Origin of the sequence: Bradyrhizobium sediminis, from assembly GCF_018736085.1 — a bacterium.
GTDB lineage: Bacteria > Pseudomonadota > Alphaproteobacteria > Rhizobiales > Xanthobacteraceae > Bradyrhizobium > Bradyrhizobium sediminis.
This window is the reverse complement of the sequence record NZ_CP076134.1, coordinates 1,020,817-1,035,795: the sequence shown is the minus strand read 5'-3', so window position 1 is coordinate 1,035,795 and position 14,979 is coordinate 1,020,817. Positions and strand designations below refer to the sequence as shown.

At 65.4% G+C, this 14,979-nt stretch carries 14 protein-coding genes; 5 read left to right on the top strand and 9 right to left on the bottom strand.

Annotated features, from left to right (window positions below):
• Positions 1–56: 56 nt before the first annotated feature.
• The 4 genes from KMZ29_RS04960 to KMZ29_RS04945 form a co-directional block, all read right to left on the bottom strand.
• Positions 57–533: a DUF2852 domain-containing protein gene (locus KMZ29_RS04960; RefSeq protein WP_215624140.1), complete on the bottom strand. Its 477-nt coding sequence runs from the start codon at positions 531–533 to the stop codon at positions 57–59.
• 105 nt (positions 534–638) lie between these two features.
• Entirely contained in the window at positions 639–1,373 is a 735-nt protein-coding gene (locus tag KMZ29_RS04955) for a TetR/AcrR family transcriptional regulator (protein ID WP_215622706.1), read from the bottom strand.
• A gap of 72 nt (positions 1,374–1,445) precedes the next feature.
• Complete coding sequence (locus KMZ29_RS04950) at positions 1,446–1,862, bottom strand: YciI family protein (RefSeq protein WP_215622705.1); 417 nt, start codon at positions 1,860–1,862, stop codon at positions 1,446–1,448.
• Positions 1,863–2,008: 146 nt separating this feature from the next.
• Positions 2,009–2,422, bottom strand: coding sequence for a YciI family protein (locus tag KMZ29_RS04945; protein ID WP_215624139.1), 414 nt, complete (start codon positions 2,420–2,422; stop codon positions 2,009–2,011).
• Between the two features lie 225 nt (positions 2,423–2,647).
• On the opposite strand from KMZ29_RS04945, the gene KMZ29_RS04940 reads away from it, so the two are divergent.
• Both KMZ29_RS04940 and KMZ29_RS04935 read left to right on the top strand, forming a co-directional pair.
• On the top strand, positions 2,648–3,436 hold the full coding sequence (locus tag KMZ29_RS04940; RefSeq protein WP_215622704.1) for an SDR family NAD(P)-dependent oxidoreductase: 789 nt from the start codon (positions 2,648–2,650) through the stop codon (positions 3,434–3,436).
• A 186-nt stretch (positions 3,437–3,622) separates the two neighbouring features.
• Entirely contained in the window at positions 3,623–4,066 is a 444-nt protein-coding gene (locus tag KMZ29_RS04935; RefSeq protein ID WP_215622703.1) for a hypothetical protein, read from the top strand.
• A gap of 357 nt (positions 4,067–4,423) precedes the next feature.
• Here KMZ29_RS04935 and KMZ29_RS04930 read toward each other — a convergent pair whose 3' ends face one another.
• On the bottom strand, positions 4,424–5,578 hold the full coding sequence (locus KMZ29_RS04930) for a DUF3095 domain-containing protein (protein ID WP_215622702.1): 1,155 nt from the start codon (positions 5,576–5,578) through the stop codon (positions 4,424–4,426).
• 228 nt (positions 5,579–5,806) lie between these two features.
• Between KMZ29_RS04930 and KMZ29_RS04925 the strand changes: the two genes are divergently transcribed.
• Positions 5,807–6,178 carry a type II toxin-antitoxin system RelE/ParE family toxin gene (locus KMZ29_RS04925; protein WP_215622701.1) on the top strand — a complete coding sequence of 124 codons (372 nt, stop codon included), beginning with the start codon at positions 5,807–5,809 and terminating at the stop codon, positions 6,176–6,178.
• Between the two features lie 47 nt (positions 6,179–6,225).
• The gene (locus tag KMZ29_RS04920) at positions 6,226–6,441 is read left to right on the top strand and encodes a Fis family transcriptional regulator (RefSeq protein ID WP_369810077.1); all 216 of its coding nucleotides are present in this window, start codon (positions 6,226–6,228) and stop codon (positions 6,439–6,441) included.
• A gap of 12 nt (positions 6,442–6,453) precedes the next feature.
• Here KMZ29_RS04920 and htpG read toward each other — a convergent pair whose 3' ends face one another.
• Complete coding sequence (htpG, locus tag KMZ29_RS04915; protein WP_215622700.1) at positions 6,454–8,331, bottom strand: molecular chaperone HtpG; 1,878 nt, start codon at positions 8,329–8,331, stop codon at positions 6,454–6,456.
• Between the two features lie 157 nt (positions 8,332–8,488).
• Here htpG and KMZ29_RS04910 point away from each other — a divergent pair, with 157 nt between their 5' ends.
• A complete protein-coding gene (locus KMZ29_RS04910; RefSeq protein WP_215622699.1) occupies positions 8,489–9,703 on the top strand; it encodes a mandelate racemase/muconate lactonizing enzyme family protein in 1,215 nt (404 codons plus the stop codon).
• Positions 9,704–9,811: 108 nt separating this feature from the next.
• On the opposite strand, the gene KMZ29_RS04905 is transcribed toward KMZ29_RS04910, so the two are convergent.
• Genes KMZ29_RS04905 through KMZ29_RS04895 form a run of 3 tightly spaced genes read right to left on the bottom strand, consistent with a single transcriptional unit; the run spans position 9,812 to position 14,882 of the window.
• Positions 9,812–11,854 carry a hydantoinase/oxoprolinase family protein gene (locus tag KMZ29_RS04905; protein WP_215622698.1) on the bottom strand — a complete coding sequence of 681 codons (2,043 nt, stop codon included), beginning with the start codon at positions 11,852–11,854 and terminating at the stop codon, positions 9,812–9,814.
• Positions 11,855–11,856: 2 nt separating this feature from the next.
• Positions 11,857–13,521 (bottom strand): hydantoinase B/oxoprolinase family protein, encoded by a 1,665-nt coding sequence (locus tag KMZ29_RS04900; protein WP_215622697.1) that lies wholly within the window; start codon positions 13,519–13,521, stop codon positions 11,857–11,859.
• A 44-nt stretch (positions 13,522–13,565) separates the two neighbouring features.
• Complete coding sequence (locus tag KMZ29_RS04895) at positions 13,566–14,882, bottom strand: aspartate aminotransferase family protein (protein ID WP_215622696.1); 1,317 nt, start codon at positions 14,880–14,882, stop codon at positions 13,566–13,568.
• Positions 14,883–14,979 lie beyond the last annotated feature (97 nt).

Here is a 14,979-nt window from a genome sequence, read left to right as displayed (position 1 = left end):
CGTTGCCGTCAGGCGCTATGGGGGCACTACGCCTGAGGCTTTGGCTTTCAGATCGTTCAGCCCTGGGGCTGATCGTTCGGCGGGGTCGGACGCTGCTTGTGCTGCGCCATGAACTGGTCGAACTCAGCCTTGTCCTTGGCGTGGCGCAGGCGATCGAGGAAGTCGCGGAATTCGACCTGCTCTTCCTCGAGCCGCCGCAACGTTTCCAAGCGGTATTCGTCGAAGGCGCGGTTGCCGCTCGACGGCGGGCCGCCGAAGCCGAAGCCGCGACGCTCCATGCGGCCGCGCATCCGCTCCATCTTGTCCTGCATGCGCTCCATCTTGTTCGACCAGCGGTCCTGATGACTCCAGCAACCCATTTTTCTGCTCCCGAGTGTGAAAAAGAGAAGGGCAAGCCCGATCGGCCACCAGATGATGAAGCCGAGCACGGTCACGGCGATCCAGCCGGGGTGCCAGGGCGAATCCAGCATATGCGGGCGGTGGGACTCGCTATCCGGGCCGCGCCATCGATTGACATCTGCGGTGTAGGCCATTTCCCTCTCCATGACGGCATCACGCCGTTGTGAATGTAAATAACATTTACATTCGTAAACCATCCCGGATTTTTGTCAAGCCGGGCGCAGGCGGCGCCCGCGAATTTATTTTGGGGTGCCCCAGGGACCTGATGGCGCGCCTGCGGGCGGGACGGGCGGCGGAGTTGCCGCCGCCGGGTCTTTCTGCCCAGTCGGCCTGCGGTCGGTCGGGAAGCCGAGACCGCGCAGATAGATCAGCACCTGCGCTTCCAGCAGATCTTCCGGCGACATCGGCAGCTTGCGGCGCGCCGCGTCGCCGCGTCCGAACAGCGACGCCACGCCGTGCGACATCGACCAGATATGCAGGGCCATCATCATCGCCGGCGGCCGCGGCACACCGGGCGGCGCCAGCGCCGCAAGGCGCTCGGCGGCGGCGCGAATGATGCCGAAGGCGCGTTCGCTGGCCGCCTGCAATGTCGGATTATGGTCGACAGGAAGCCCCGATTCGAACATCGCCGAATAGAACGCCGGCTCGTTGCGGGCAAAGGCGAGGTAGGCCTTGCCGACCCGTTCGAATGCCGTGACGGTGTCCGGACGCCCGTCATCCCATGCTTGGGTCAGCGTCGCCTCGAACTGCTCGAAGCCGCGCTGGGCGATGCTGGAAAGCAGTTCGTCGCGGTCGCGAAAATGCCGGTAGGGTGCGGCCGGGCTGACGCCGGCCATGCGCGCGGCATCGGCAAAGGTGAATCCGGCCGCGCCTTTTTCCGCAATCAGCCCGAGCGCCGCCTGCAGCAGCGCCTCTTTCAGATTGCCGTGGTGGTAGCCGCGCTCGGCGCGGCGCTGTTCCTTGCGCCAACTCATGTGAAAAGCTTTTACATGAGCCGGCGGTAAAGGTCACTAGCGGCGTATTCCGGGAACGGCCGCTCACAAAGATTAACGCCCGCTCCCCTTCTGCAGCTCGGCAAACCCGGCGGCCGCCTGCTGCACTTCTTCCGAAAAATCGGTCATTTCCTGCACCTGGCGGATTTCGATGATCTCGTTCTCGGAGGCCGGGCACTTCGTGGCCCAGGCGATCGCCTCGTCGCGCGAAGCCACCTCGATCATCCAATAGCCGCCGAGCACTTCCTTGGCTTCCGCGAAGGGACCATCGGTCACCAGCGGCTTGCCGGCCGCAAACGAGACCCGCGCGCCCATCGACGGCGGATGCAGGCCGTCGAGCGTGATCAGGACGCCGGCGTCGTTCAGGGCCTCGTTGTATTTCATCATCGCGGCCACCCGCTCGGGGTCGAGCTGGATATCCGGCGGCGCGGTCTCGTAGCCCAGGGGAATCATCAGCATCATGAATCGCATGGTCGGCGGTCCTTGCTTGAGTTTGTCATTCCGGGGCGCGAAGCGAACCTCAGATGTGCAATTGCACATCGGGGAATCTCGAACAGTAATCTCTGGATTCCGGGTTCAGCCCTGCGGGCTGCCCCGGAATGACGGCAGGCGGCTTCCTACCGCCCCGCCTGCGCGCGCAGACGTTCTTCCTGCTCGCGCAGTTCGGGCGTCAGCGCCTCGCCGAAATCCTCGGCATCGAAGATCTGCCGGATTTCGATTTCCGCGCCGCCGTCGAACGGGGCGCGCTTCATCCATTCGATCGCCTCGTCGCGCGACTTCACCTGAATCAGCCAGAACCCGGCAACCAGATCGTTGGTCAGGGGGAACGGACCATGGCTGACATCAGGCGTTTTTCCGGAATATTTGATTCGGGCGCCCTTCGACGTCGGGTGCAGGCCCTCGCCCGCGAGCATGACGCCGGCCTTGACCATCTGTTCGTTGAACTTGCCCATCGCGGTCAGCAGTTCCGTGCTCGGCACCACGCCGGCTTCGCTGTCCTGGCTGGCCTTCACGATCACCATAAATCGCATCGTCACGCTCCGTTCTGTCATTGGCCGGTTCCGCCAGTTGCTTGCCGAACCGTCGCTCGTCAACAAGACGAGCGAGGTTTTGCGGCACCGACATGTCCTGCGAAATTATTTCGGAGGTTTGTCGCGGACACAGCGCAGCATGCAAGCGACGCGGTACCGATCCGGGACACGGCCGCCGGCATCGGCTATAGAGACGCAAATTCATCAATCGCGAATGGAACACCGATGCCCCCTGCCCCGCAAAAAGTCGCACTCGTCACCGGCGCCGCGCGCGGCATCGGGCTCGCGGTGGCCAAACGGTTTCTCGCCGACGGCTGGCGCGTGGCGTTGCTCGACATCGAGGGCGCCCTGCTGCAGGGCGCTGTCGCGGGGCTTTCCAACCCCGACGCCACGATGGCGCTGCATTGCGACGTCTCCGACGCCGCTGCCGTCGCGGACGCGATTGCCAGGACCGGCCAACGCTTCGGCCGGCTCGACGCGCTGGTCAACAATGCCGGGATCGCGGTGTTCGCGCCGCTGTTGGAAACGTCGGATGCGGACTGGAGCCGGATTCTGTCGGTCAACCTCACCGGGCCGTTCCTGTGCACCAAGGCGGCAGCGCCCTTGATGCGCGAACATGGCGGCGGCGCCATCGTCAATATCACCTCGATCTCGGCGGTGCGCGCCTCGACGCTGCGCTCGGCTTACGGCACCAGCAAGGCCGGGCTCGCGCATCTGACCAAGCAACTCGCCGTCGAACTGGCTTCGCTCGGCATTCGCGTCAACGGCGTCGCGCCCGGCCCGGTCGAGACCGCGATGGCCAAGCAGGTTCACACCCCGGAAATACGCGCCGACTATCACGACGCCATCCCGCTCAACCGTTACGGCCTCGAAGAAGAACTGGCGGAGGCGGTGTTCTTCCTGTGCAGCGACCGCGCCAGCTACATCACCGGGCAAATTCTCGCCGTCGACGGCGGTTTCGATGCCGCCGGGATCGGCTTGCCGACGCTGCGCGGCGAGCGGCGCAACGGGTAGAGCGTTTTCAAGCGAAGTGGATACCGGTTCGCGCGAAGAAAACGCGTCAAGACAAAAGATAGAGCCCGTTCCGATTCAATCGGAACGGAAAAGCTCTAGCCGTCAGCGCCGGTTGACCATGACGGAACCTTGTCCGGCGGATCGCGGTTGATAAATTCATCCGCGATCGTTTTGGGGAAGCCGCTCATGATGCGATCGGCCGTCATGAAAACAATCCTTCTCGCAGCCGTGCTGTGGGCAATGATCTCGCCGCCGGCCGGGGCCGAGATCCGTATCCTCTCCAGCCCGGGCGGCGAGGTCGGCCCGTTTCTCGATCTGTTCGAGCGCGTGCGCGCCTCGGGCGAACGCGTCGTGATCGACGGGCCGTGCCTGTCGGCCTGCACGCTGGTGCTGAGCACGGTGCCGAACGACCGCATCTGCGTGACGCGCCGGGCGGTGCTCGGGTTCCACGCCGCGCGATCGATCGACCGGCGCGGCCGCATCTCAGCCGAGCCGGAAGCATCCAGGCTGGTGCTGGCCGCCTATCCCTCCGCCGTACAGGGCTGGATCAGTCGCCGCGGCGGATTGACCTCACGCCTGCTGCTGTTGCGCGGGCGCGAACTCGCGGCGATCTATCCTGCGTGCCGGTGAAGCACCGGATTTTGCGGAGCCTGTCATTGGGCAGCGCTTCGCGCCGACCCGTTGGCTCTCTCAATGTCGTCCCTGCGAACGCAGGGACCCATAACCACCGTCGTTTGTTGTTGCAGAAGGTATCTCACGCCTGCGTCTCACCGATGGGCCGCGGCGCCGCGATGAGCGCAATTGCGCTCACGCTGGGGTCCCTGCGTTCGCAGGGACGACGCAAGAGGGTTTAACCGCACACATGCCTTCGCGATCTCGTGGCTCCCGAAGTTTTGCTATCAATTTCCACGACCCTCAGACGGCGCACCGGACAGCGCAATTGCGCTGCCGGGAACGCGCCTCCTCGCCATGAGGGATCAAACACTTTCACGCCGCCATCGCTTTCAGCGCCGATGCCGCCGAGGCGTAGCCGCCGCGCGCGCCGTCGATGAAATGGACGTGATCGCTGCGCAGCGCCGAGGGTGTGAAGCAGGTCATCATCGCCGCGTCCTGCCGGTGCAGTCCATAGCGCACGGTTCCCGCCGCAGCCGCCGCGGCCAGAACCTTCGTCAGCGCGCTTTCCAGTTCCGGAGTGCAGTCGAGGATCATGCGCAATCCGTCGTCATATTTGCGGAAGTCGGAATTCTCCACCACCTGCCGCACATAGGTCTTCGGCACGAAGCCGCCGACGCTGATGCCGAAGCGCATGATGACATAGACGAACAGCGTGTTGGCGAGCACGAAGGCGCGCCGCCGCAACAGCGATCCGCCGCGCCCCGCGCGTGCTTCGTACTCGACTCCCGCCGGCGGCCATTTCAGCGGCGGGCCGTCCGCCGGCACCGGCCGCCCGGCATCCGGGCTGCGCTCGACCAGCGCGACGAGGTTCTCGATGACCTTGCGAAAGGCAGCCGGATCGGCATCGCGCGCGGGCACCACCAGCACCGACAGGATCAGGCCGCGCGCGGACGGAATTTCCTCGAACCGGCACGACAATCCCGTGAGATCGGGCTGGGTGCCGGGCACTGCCTTCTCCACCGCGAACTCGCCGCGCTTCATTGCGGCTTCCGCCCAGCCGAGACCGCCGCCGGAAAACATCGCATAGGAAAGATTGGCCGACGGACCGAACCGGGCGACGCGGACATCGAGGCCCTGCGCCCGCACCGCCGCAACCGGCACCAGCGCGACCCGCATCACGAGGTCGAGGCTCTCCTCGACCCAGGTTGCGGTCGCCGCCATCGCCTCGCGGGTGCGTTCGAGATCGTCGGGCGCGACCGCAAAGCTCGCGCCGTCGCCGCCGAACACGAAGGGAAACTCGCGCCCCTCCAGCGCATTGGCGACCGCCGCGATGACCGAGGCGCCGGCCATGTTGACCGCCTTGTAGCGCGCCTGCGCGATCGCCCTGGTCGATTCCACGATATCGGCGATCCCGATGGTCCAGTCATCCGGCAGCGCCGAATACAGCGCAGGCTCCATCAGGCTGGAAAAGCCGCGAAAGACCTGAATGCCGCCGTAGAAGGTGTCGTGGCCGGTGGGTGTGGTCATGGGTCCTAGGATGGTCCGGAGTTCAAGGTTGCCGAGCATAGCTACGGCCGGCTTCGAAAATCGGTTCGCGTCCCCTACATTAAATGCCGGGGCGCCCAACCATATTGACCAAAGCCGCCCCCAACAAAAATGTTTTCGATGGCTGTCCTGCTCAGATACTCACAATATCCGCCAAGGTCGGTGCTTCTTGGTTGCCCCGGCGTATCTTTTTTGGTACAGTTTCTGTGAATGGCTGACAGCCTCAAGCCCATCCCTTTCGTATTTTGGCGATCGGTAACCGGCCGAGAGCCGGTGCGGGAATGGCTGAATGAACTGTCCCGCGAGGACAAGCGGACGATCGGGCGCGACATCGCCAAGGTTCAGTATGGCTGGCCGGTGGGTCTGCCGCTATGCCGTCCTTTGAGCGCTGGCTTGTGGGAGGTGCGTACGTCGCTGCCGAGCAAGCGCGAGGCTCGGGTATTCTTTGGTTTTCACGACGGCATATTGATTGCCGTGCATGCGATGGTCAAAAAGACACAGAAAACCCCAACGGAAGATCTGGCGCTGGCACGGCAGAGATTTAAGGAGTTGCAATCATGGCCAGGAAAAACCCGCACATAGGTTCGAGCTTTGAGAGCTGGCTCGAAGAAGGCGGAATCCGCGAGGAGGTGACCGCCGCCGCGATCAAGGCGGTGATCGCGCGGCAGCTTGCCAGCGAAATGAAGAAGAAGAAAATCACCAAGCAGCGCATGGCCGAGCTGATGAAAACCAGCCGCGCGCAAGTCGATCGACTGCTCGATCCCGACAATGGCAGCGCGACGATCGAAAGCCTGCAGCGAGCTGCGAGAATTGTCGGGCGCGAGTTGCGGCTTCAACTGGTATGAAGTTCGTCGCGCCTACCCGCTCCCCTTCGCCACCCCCTGCAGCACCAGCCGGTTGAGCCGGCCGGCGAAGGCCGCCGGGTCCTCCGGCAATTCGCCGTCGAGGATCTGCGCCTGCTCCAGCAGCAGGAACGACAGGTCGGCGGCGGCGGCGTTGCCGGCGGAGATCGCCGCCACCAGCGGATGCCGCAGATTGATCTCGAGGATCGGCTTCGCGCCGGCGCCGCGATTTTGCCGAGCCAGCAGGCGCTCGAGTTCGCGGTCCGGGCCGTGGCTGCCGGCGACCAGGCAGGAGGCGCTCGAGGTCAGCCGCTGCGAGGCGCGCACGTCGGAAACGCGCTCGCCGAGCGTCGCCTTGATCACGGCGATGATCGCAGCCTCGTCGGCGTCCGGTTTGGTCTCGTCCTTGTGCTCGTCGAGCAGCGGGACCAGGCCGAAATCGATATCGCCCTGACTCAGCGACTTCAGCGGCTTGCCTTCGAAATCGAGGGCTGCCGAGGTCCAGAACGCATCGACCGGATCGGTCAGCAGCAACACCTCGATGCCGCGGGCGGCGGCCGATTCCAGCTTGGGATTGGACTTCAGCCGCTCGATGCTGTCACCGGCCAGGAAATACACCTCGGTCTGGTTGGGCTTGAGGTCGGCGATATATTGCTTCAGCGAGCGGTTCTCGCCTGCTGTGGTGGTGAAGCGCGACAGCGCCAGCAGCTTCTCGCGCCGCTCGAAATCCTCGTAGATGCCTTCCTTGATGACGGGGCCGAAGGCGTCCCAGATTTTGGCGAAATTCTCCGGCTCCTTGTCGCCGAGCGCCTCCAGCTCGCTGACGACGCGGCCGGTCACCGCCTTGCGGATCTGCGCCAGCTGCGGATTGTTCTGCAGCATCTCGCGCGAAAGGTTGAGCGGCAGGTCCTCGCTGTCGACCACGCCGCGGATGAAGCGCAAGTAAGCCGGCAACAGGTCGGCGTCGTCGGTGATGAAGACACGGCGGACATAGAGCTTCACCCTGCCCTTGCGCTCCGGCTCGAACAGGTCGAACGGCTTTGTCGAGGGCGCGAACAGCAGCACCGCATAGGAATAGCGGCCCTCGGCGCGATAATGCAGCGTCATCGCCGGCTCGTCGAAGGCGTGCGCGATCTGCTTGTAGGCCGTGGCGTAGTCTTCCGGCTTCAATTCCGACTTCGACCGCTGCCACAGCGCGCTCGCCGAATTGATCTGGCTCGGCTCGCCTTCTTCCGGCACCAGTTGAATCGGAAACTGGATGTTGTCGGAATAGGCGCGGACGATGCGCTCGATCTCGTGCGTCTCGAGGTATTTCTTCGCGTCGGGCTTGAGGTGCAGCACGATCTCGGTACCGCGCGCGATCCGCTTGGCATCCTCTTCGCTGCCCGGCGCGATTTCGAAACCGGACCCGCCCGACGAGGTCCAGGTCCAGACCTCGTCGGCGCCGGCGCGGCGGCTGGTGACGACAATGCGGTCGGCGACCATGAAGGCGGAATAGAAGCCGACGCCGAACTGGCCGATCAGGCCGGCGCCGTCCTTGGCCTCGGTCAGCCGCGCCAGGAAGGATTTGGTGCCGGAGCGGGCGATGGTGCCGAGATGGTCGATCAGCTCCTGCCGGTCCATGCCGATGCCGGTATCGATCACGCTGAGCGTATCGGCCTTCTTGTCCGGCACGATGCGGATTTCGGGCGGCGCCCCGTCCGCGATCAGCGCAGGATTCGCGATCGCCTCGTAGCGCAGCTTGTCGCAGGCATCGGAAGCGTTCGAGATCAACTCGCGCAGGAAGATATCGGTTTCCGAATAGACCGAATGCACCATCAAATGCAGCAGTTCGGCGACCTCGGCCTGGAACGGCTGGGAGACGGCGGCGGTGTCGGTCGCGGTGGCAGTCATGATCGATCTCGCTTAATGGCGCTTGCGGCAGATTGCGGAAAATTCCGATATAGCGATACCATCTTCGATAGCAAGTTCTGTGGCCCCGTGAGAAACGAAAACAGGGACCGGCGAACGGCGCGATCCGGTCCCGAACCAAGAAACATAAGGAAACGCCATGACGAAAATATCGAAAGTAACCAGCGTCGAAATCCTCGCCTGCGACGCGGGCTGGCGGAATTACCATTTCGTCAAGCTGTCGACCGAGGACGGCGTCGTCGGCTGGAGCGAATATGACGAGGGTTTCGGCGCGCCCGGCGTCGGCGCCGCGATCCAGCGCCTGTCGGGCCGCGTGGTCGGGCAGAACGTCTTCGCCCATGAACGGATCTTTGCAGAACTTACCGCGGCGACCCGCCCGGCCACCGGCGGCGTGGTGGCGCTGGCGCTAGGCGCGATCGAGAACGCACTGCTCGACGCCAAGGGCAAGCTGCTGGGCGTGCCCTGTTACGAACTGCTCGGCGGCAAGATCCGCGACCGCGTCCGGGTCTACTGGTCGCATTGCGCCACCTGGCGCATCAACCATCCGTCCTGGTACACGCCCGCCATCACCAGCCTCGACGGCGTCAAGGCGATCGGCCGCGAGGTCCGGGAAAAGAAATTCACCGCGCTGAAGACCAACATCTTTACCTACACCGACGGCAAGCCGCAGGGCTGGCGGCCCGGTTTTGGCTCGCCGTTCGAGCCGGAGATCAACGTCGACCGCAAGGTGTTGCGCGACCTGCGCATGCACCTCGAAGCCATTCGCGACGGCGCCGGGCCGGATGTCGATATCCTGCTCGACCTCAACTTCAACGCCAAGACCGAAGGCTATCTGAAGATCCTGCGCATGATCGCCGATCTCGACATGTTCTGGGTCGAGATCGACAGCTTCAACGCGGAAGCGCTCGGCTACATCAGGCGGCAGAGCCCGCACCCGATCTCGTCGTGCGAGACGCTATTGGGCCTGCGCGAGTTCCTGCCCTATTTCCGCGAGCAGGCGATGGATGTGGCGATCATCGACACGCCGTGGAACGGGGTCTGGCAGTCGATGAAGATCGCGGCGTCCGCCGAAGCCCATGAGGTCAACGTCGCGCCGCATAATTTCTACGGCCATCTCTGCAGCATGATGAACGCGCATTTCTGCGCGGCGGTGCCGAATTTGCGGATCATGGAAATCGACATCGACCGGCTGGCCTGGGACGACGAGCTGTTCACCCACGTGCCCGAGATCGTCGACGGCCATCTCGTGATCCCCGACCGGCCCGGCTGGGGCACCGAACCGAACGAGGAAGCGCTGCGCGCCCATCCGCCGAAGGGGCTGGGCGGGTTGTTGAATTATGGGAGGAAGACGTAGCGGGCCATCACTTCGGTGAGGGGGACTATCCGCGAGGCCGAATGCGCGGAGGCACCCCCACCCCTGCCCTCCCCCGCAAGCGGGAGAGGGGGAAGTGGTCCCGTCGTGTCAACGCAGCTCAATATCCAGCCATCCCAGCGCATTCACGCTGACCTTGTCGCCTTCATTGATGACGACCGTGGTGGTCTCGGCCTCGATGATCGCGGGGCCCGCCAGCGCGTGGCCCGGCCGCAGATCGTCGAGCGCATGGACCGGGACCTCGCGCCACTGGCCGAACCAGGCCTGCCGGGTGGCTCGCGGCGCGCAAGGGGCGGCTGACGGTGCCGGTTTCACATCCTGGCCGCGCTGCGACACTTCGCCGATCGCAGCGACCCGCGCATTGACGAACACCACTTCCTGGTCGCGCGAGGCATAGGTGTAGAGTTCCTCGTGGCGGCGATGAAAGCGATCCTCGATTTGATCGACCACCGAGGCCGCGTTCCAGTCGAGACCGTCGAGCGGAACATCGATCTCGAAGATCTGCTCGCCGTAGCGCATCTCCGCCGAGCGCTCCGTCGTCATCGGCCCGCCGAACCAGGCGCGCAGCCGGCCGGTGGCCTCACGTTCCAGATCGCCAAATAGCTTGCGCGCCTCGTCCGCCGCGATCCGCGCGCCGGCGCCGTAATGGGTCCGGCTCACTTCGTAGCGCAGGTCGCTGGTCAGCATGCCCCAGGCCGACAGCACCGAGGCGGCGATCGGCACGATGATGCGCTTGATATCGAGTTCGCGGGCGACCTCGGCGGCATGCAGGCCCGCCGCGCCGCCGAAACTCAATAGCGCGAATTTCCGGGGATCGACGCCGCGGCGCAGGGTCATCAGCCGGATGCCGTCGGCCATCTTCAGGTTGATCATCCTGAAGATGCCGGCGGCGGCCTCATACCGCGACAGCCCCAGCGACGCCGCAACCCGGTCGACGGCGGCTTCGGCTGCCGCAGCGTCCAGCGGGCGCTTGCCGCCCATGAAAGCCGCGGCATCGAGGTAGCCGAGCACGACATTGGCGTCGGTGACGGTGGCAGCTTCGCCGCCATTGCCGTAGCAGGCCGGTCCCGGCACCGAGCCCGCGCTTTCCGGGCCGACGCGCAAGGTGCCGCCGGCATCGACCGACGCGATCGATCCGCCGCCGGCGGCTATGCTGGCGATGTCGAGGCTGCGTAGCGCAATGCGTTCGCCGGCGAGCGATCCGTCGGCGGACAGCGAGGCGCGGCCTTCCGAAACCAGCGAGATGTCGGTTGAGGTGCCGCCCATGTCGAACGGCACCAGATCGGGAATGCCGAGCAGGTCGGCGCAGCGCCTGGCGCCGGAAATGCCGCCGGCGGGACCCGACAGCACGGTGCCGGCGGCCAGGCGCGAGGCTTCCTCCACCGGCGCCATCCCGCCATGCGACAAGATGATGAAGAGCGAGCCCTCGAAGCCGGCTTCGTGAAGGCGCTGCTCCAGATTGGCCAGATAGTGCCGCACCAGCGGCCGGACATAGGCGTTCACGATCGTGGTGGAGACGCGCTCATATTCCTTGATCTGCGGCAGCACGTCGCTGGAGCGGGAAATGCTGACGTCGGGCAGTTCGCGCGCCAGCCGCTCGACGGCGGCGAGTTCGTGCACCGGGTTGAGATAGGAGTGCAGGAAGCAGACCGCGACCGAAGTGGCGCCGGAGCGGCGGATGGCGGCGATGGCCTCATCGAGCGAGCGATCGCTTAGGGGTATCGCGACCTCGCCGTTGGCCTTGAGCCGCTCCTTCACGCCGAACCGCCGTTCGCGCGGCACCAGCGGCTGCGGCGGCGGCGAACGCAGATCGTAGCGGTCGCCCTTGAGGCCCTCGCGCATCTCGATCACGTCGCGATGGCCCTCGGTCGTGAGCAGCGCCACCCTGGCGCCCTTGCGCTCGAGCAGCGCGTTGGTCGCAACCGTGGTGCCGTGCACGATCCGGTCGGTTTGCCCAAGCATTGCCGCGCGCGTCAGTTTCAATCGCCGCGCCAGCTCCTCCAGCCCCGCCATGACGCCGACCGACTGGTCCGCCGGCGTCGACGGCGATTTCGCGAAGATGGTTTTGCCGTTCTCGTCGATGGCGACCAGATCCGTGTAGGTGCCGCCGACGTCAATTCCGATGGTGAACATGGTCAGGCGCCCTGCTTCACGTCGGCGGCCACAAGTCCCTGTTCGCGGTCGCGCGCACGGGCATCGGGCGAGCGCTCGGCCGGCGGTCCCCAGCCGCCGCCGCCGGACGATCGTATTTCGAGGCAGTCGCCGGGACGGATCTCGATGCCGACTTCCTTGGTGCGCAGCACGCGCGGGGTGCGGCCTTCGGAGATCAGCCGGTAATCGTGGGGAACGCCGTCCTTGCCGCCGAGCATCCCGCAGGGACCGTAGCGCACGCCGTCGCCGGCGGTGTTGGCCCGCGCCGGCTTTGCGGTTTCCAGCACCAGATCGAGCGCGACGCCAAGGCCGCCGCGAAATTGGCCGTCGCCGCCGGAGTTTTCGCGGAACTCGTGATGGCGGAAGTACAGCGGAAACCGCACCTCGGCGACTTCGATGCTGCCGAACTTGATGCCGCCCACGGTGTGCCATTCGCCGATCGACGACCAGCCGTCGCCGCCGGACGAGGCGCCGCCGCCGGGGCGGGCCTGAAACATGTGCCAGATGAAATTGCGCCCCGAGCGCGGATCCTCGCCCTGGATCGCGATCCGGAAGCGGCGGCTCCAGCCGGCCATGGCGCGGTCCGGACAGGACGCCGACATCGCCTTGACGATGGCCTCGACGATCTCATTGGAGGGATGGCTGGTGCACAGCGTCACCGGCCGGCCCGGATCGGCCCAGACGATGGTGCCCTGTTTTGCAACCACCTTGAGCGGGCGCAGCGCGCCGGCATTCTTCGGAGTATCGGCGTCGATCAGATAGGCAAAGGCCATCACCACCGCCGCCTGCATGTTGGCATGCGAGGAATTGACGAAACTGGTCGTCTGCGGATCGGAATCAGAAAGATCGATCTCGATGTCGCTGCCCTTTTTGATGACCTTGGCGGCGATCCGGATGTCGCTGCGGCCATGGCCGTCGTCGTCGAGAAAGGCCTCGCCGTAGAACACGCCGTCCTTCCAGGTCGAGATCACGGCGCGGGTCTGCGCCTCGGCGGCATCCAGGATGGTTTCCACCGCGGCTTCCACGACCGGGGCGCCGAACTCGGCAAACAGCCGCGACAGCCGCCGTTCGCCGAGATGCGCCGCGCCGACCATCGCCGCGAGGTCGCCGCGGAATTCGCGGGGGTTGCGGATGTTGAGCGCCAGCAGGTCGAGCAGGTCGTCGCGCAGCTTTCCGGCCTCGTACAGCTTGATCGGCGGGACGCGGATGCCCTCCTGATAGATCTCGGTGGCGCCGGGATTATAGCCGCCATGGGTGGCGCCGCCGATGTCGCTCTGGTGGGCGCGGACGATGGTCCAGAGCAGACGCCGCTCGCCGTCGAAGATCGGCACGAAGGCGGTGAGGTCAGGCAGATGGCTGCCGCCATGATAGGGATCGTTGAGCAGGATGACGTCGCCCGGCTTGACGTCCTTGAAGCGCTGCTCGACGGCAAGCGTCGCCCAGGGCAGCGCGCCGACATGCACCGGGATGTGATCGGCCTGCGCGATCAGGCGGCCGCGCGTGTCGCAGATCGCCAGCGAAAAATCGCGGCTGGAATTGAGGATCTGCGAATAGGAGGTGCGAAGCATGGCTTCGCCCATTTCCTTCACGATCGAGCTCAGGCGGTGCTGGACGACGGATCGCGTGATGGGGTCGATCTTGCTGGACATGGACTGTTGCTGGCAAAAAATGGCGGAACGATCAAGTGGCCTGGTCAGGCCGAGGCCGCCACCTCGGCGAGGGATTCCGAGGCCGCGGTGACGATGGTGTCGATATCCTCATCCAGCATCGGCGTCGACAATGCCATCAATCCATAGCCCGCCGCCAGCACGCCGCGATTGAGCAGGCCGCGGTTGAAGATCGCCTGACGCTGCGCTTCCTGTTCGCTGAGATAGGCCGACCGGTAGTCGCGGATCGGACGATCGGCGAAATGGATTTTCAACAGCGAGCCGAGCCCGACGGTGCGGCCGGGCACGCCATGGCGGCGGAAGGCGTCGTCGATGCCGCCGCGCACCGCCTCCCCGATCGCATCGAGCCGCGCGAAGGCGGCTTCATCGAGCAATTCCATCGCCGCGAGACCGGCGCGCATCGTCACCGGATTGGCCGAAAACGTCCCGCCATGCGGCAGCGCCGGCTTGCCGGAGGTGGGATCGAACACCGCCATGAACTCCCGCTTTCCCCCGACGGCGCCGACCGGAAAGCCGCCGCCCATGATCTTGCCGAGCGTGGTCAGGTCGGGGTCGATCTCCCACAGCCCCTGCGCGCCGCGATAGCCTAAGCGGAAGGTGATGACCTCGTCGAAAATCAACAGCGCGCCGACCTCCGATGTGACCGCGCGCAGCGCCGCGAGATAGGCCTTGTCGGCCGGCGCCAGCCCGGCGCGGTTCGGCATGGGATCGACGAGCACGCAAGCCAGCTCCGCACCGTGCTCGCGGATCAGGCTAACCGCTGCCTCGGCGTCGTTGAAGGGGATGGTGATGACATCGGCCAGCACATTGTCCGGCGTGCCCTTCGCATACGCCACCGAAACCGGCGCATTGCGGCCCCAGGCCTCCGGCGTCGGATCGAGGCTGACTTCGGCGTAATCATAGGAGCCGTGATAGGCGCCCTCGCACTTGGCGATCTTCGGCCGGCCGGTGAAGGCGCGCGCGGCCTTCAGCGCCATCATCACCGCCTCGGTGCCGGAATTGGTGAAGCGCACCTGCTCGACGCCGGGCAATCGCGATACCAGCAATTCCGCGAGATCGATCTCGGACTCCGTCGACAGCCCGAACGCCGACCCGAGCGCAAGCTGCCTGGTCGCCGCCGCCACCAGCACGGGGTGCGCGTGGCCATGGATCAGCGAGGTGAAATTATTGATGCAGTCGATATAGGCGTTGCCGTCGACATCGATCACCCGGCAACCCTCGCCGCGCGCGGCGTAGATCGGATAGGGCTTCATGAACACGGTGGTGCGCGTGTTGCCGCCGGGCAGGCTGGCGAGGGCGCGGGAGTAGAGGTGTTGGGAATGGGAGTTCGGATCTGGGTACATGGACGGCTCTCACCAGGTCTCGGCACCGAATAAGCGATGCCGCCGACACGGCCGCAATTCGCTACAGCCAGCACATAACAAAAAAAATCCTTCCAAG

Coding starts and splice junctions, on each gene's coding strand:
- KMZ29_RS04960 (WP_215624140.1), bottom strand. CDS start 533: ATGGCCTACACCGCAGATGTCAATCGATGGCGCGGCCCGGATAGCGAG.
- KMZ29_RS04955 (WP_215622706.1), bottom strand. CDS start 1,373: ATGAGTTGGCGCAAGGAACAGCGCCGCGCCGAGCGCGGCTACCACCAC.
- KMZ29_RS04950 (WP_215622705.1), bottom strand. CDS start 1,862: ATGCGATTCATGATGCTGATGATTCCCCTGGGCTACGAGACCGCGCCG.
- KMZ29_RS04945 (WP_215624139.1), bottom strand. CDS start 2,422: ATGCGATTTATGGTGATCGTGAAGGCCAGCCAGGACAGCGAAGCCGGC.
- KMZ29_RS04940 (WP_215622704.1), top strand. CDS start 2,648: ATGCCCCCTGCCCCGCAAAAAGTCGCACTCGTCACCGGCGCCGCGCGC.
- KMZ29_RS04935 (WP_215622703.1), top strand. CDS start 3,623: ATGATGCGATCGGCCGTCATGAAAACAATCCTTCTCGCAGCCGTGCTG.
- KMZ29_RS04930 (WP_215622702.1), bottom strand. CDS start 5,578: ATGACCACACCCACCGGCCACGACACCTTCTACGGCGGCATTCAGGTC.
- KMZ29_RS04925 (WP_215622701.1), top strand. CDS start 5,807: ATGGCTGACAGCCTCAAGCCCATCCCTTTCGTATTTTGGCGATCGGTA.
- htpG (WP_215622700.1), bottom strand. CDS start 8,331: ATGACTGCCACCGCGACCGACACCGCCGCCGTCTCCCAGCCGTTCCAG.
- KMZ29_RS04910 (WP_215622699.1), top strand. CDS start 8,489: ATGACGAAAATATCGAAAGTAACCAGCGTCGAAATCCTCGCCTGCGAC.
- KMZ29_RS04905 (WP_215622698.1), bottom strand. CDS start 11,854: ATGTTCACCATCGGAATTGACGTCGGCGGCACCTACACGGATCTGGTC.
- KMZ29_RS04900 (WP_215622697.1), bottom strand. CDS start 13,521: ATGTCCAGCAAGATCGACCCCATCACGCGATCCGTCGTCCAGCACCGC.
- KMZ29_RS04895 (WP_215622696.1), bottom strand. CDS start 14,882: ATGTACCCAGATCCGAACTCCCATTCCCAACACCTCTACTCCCGCGCC.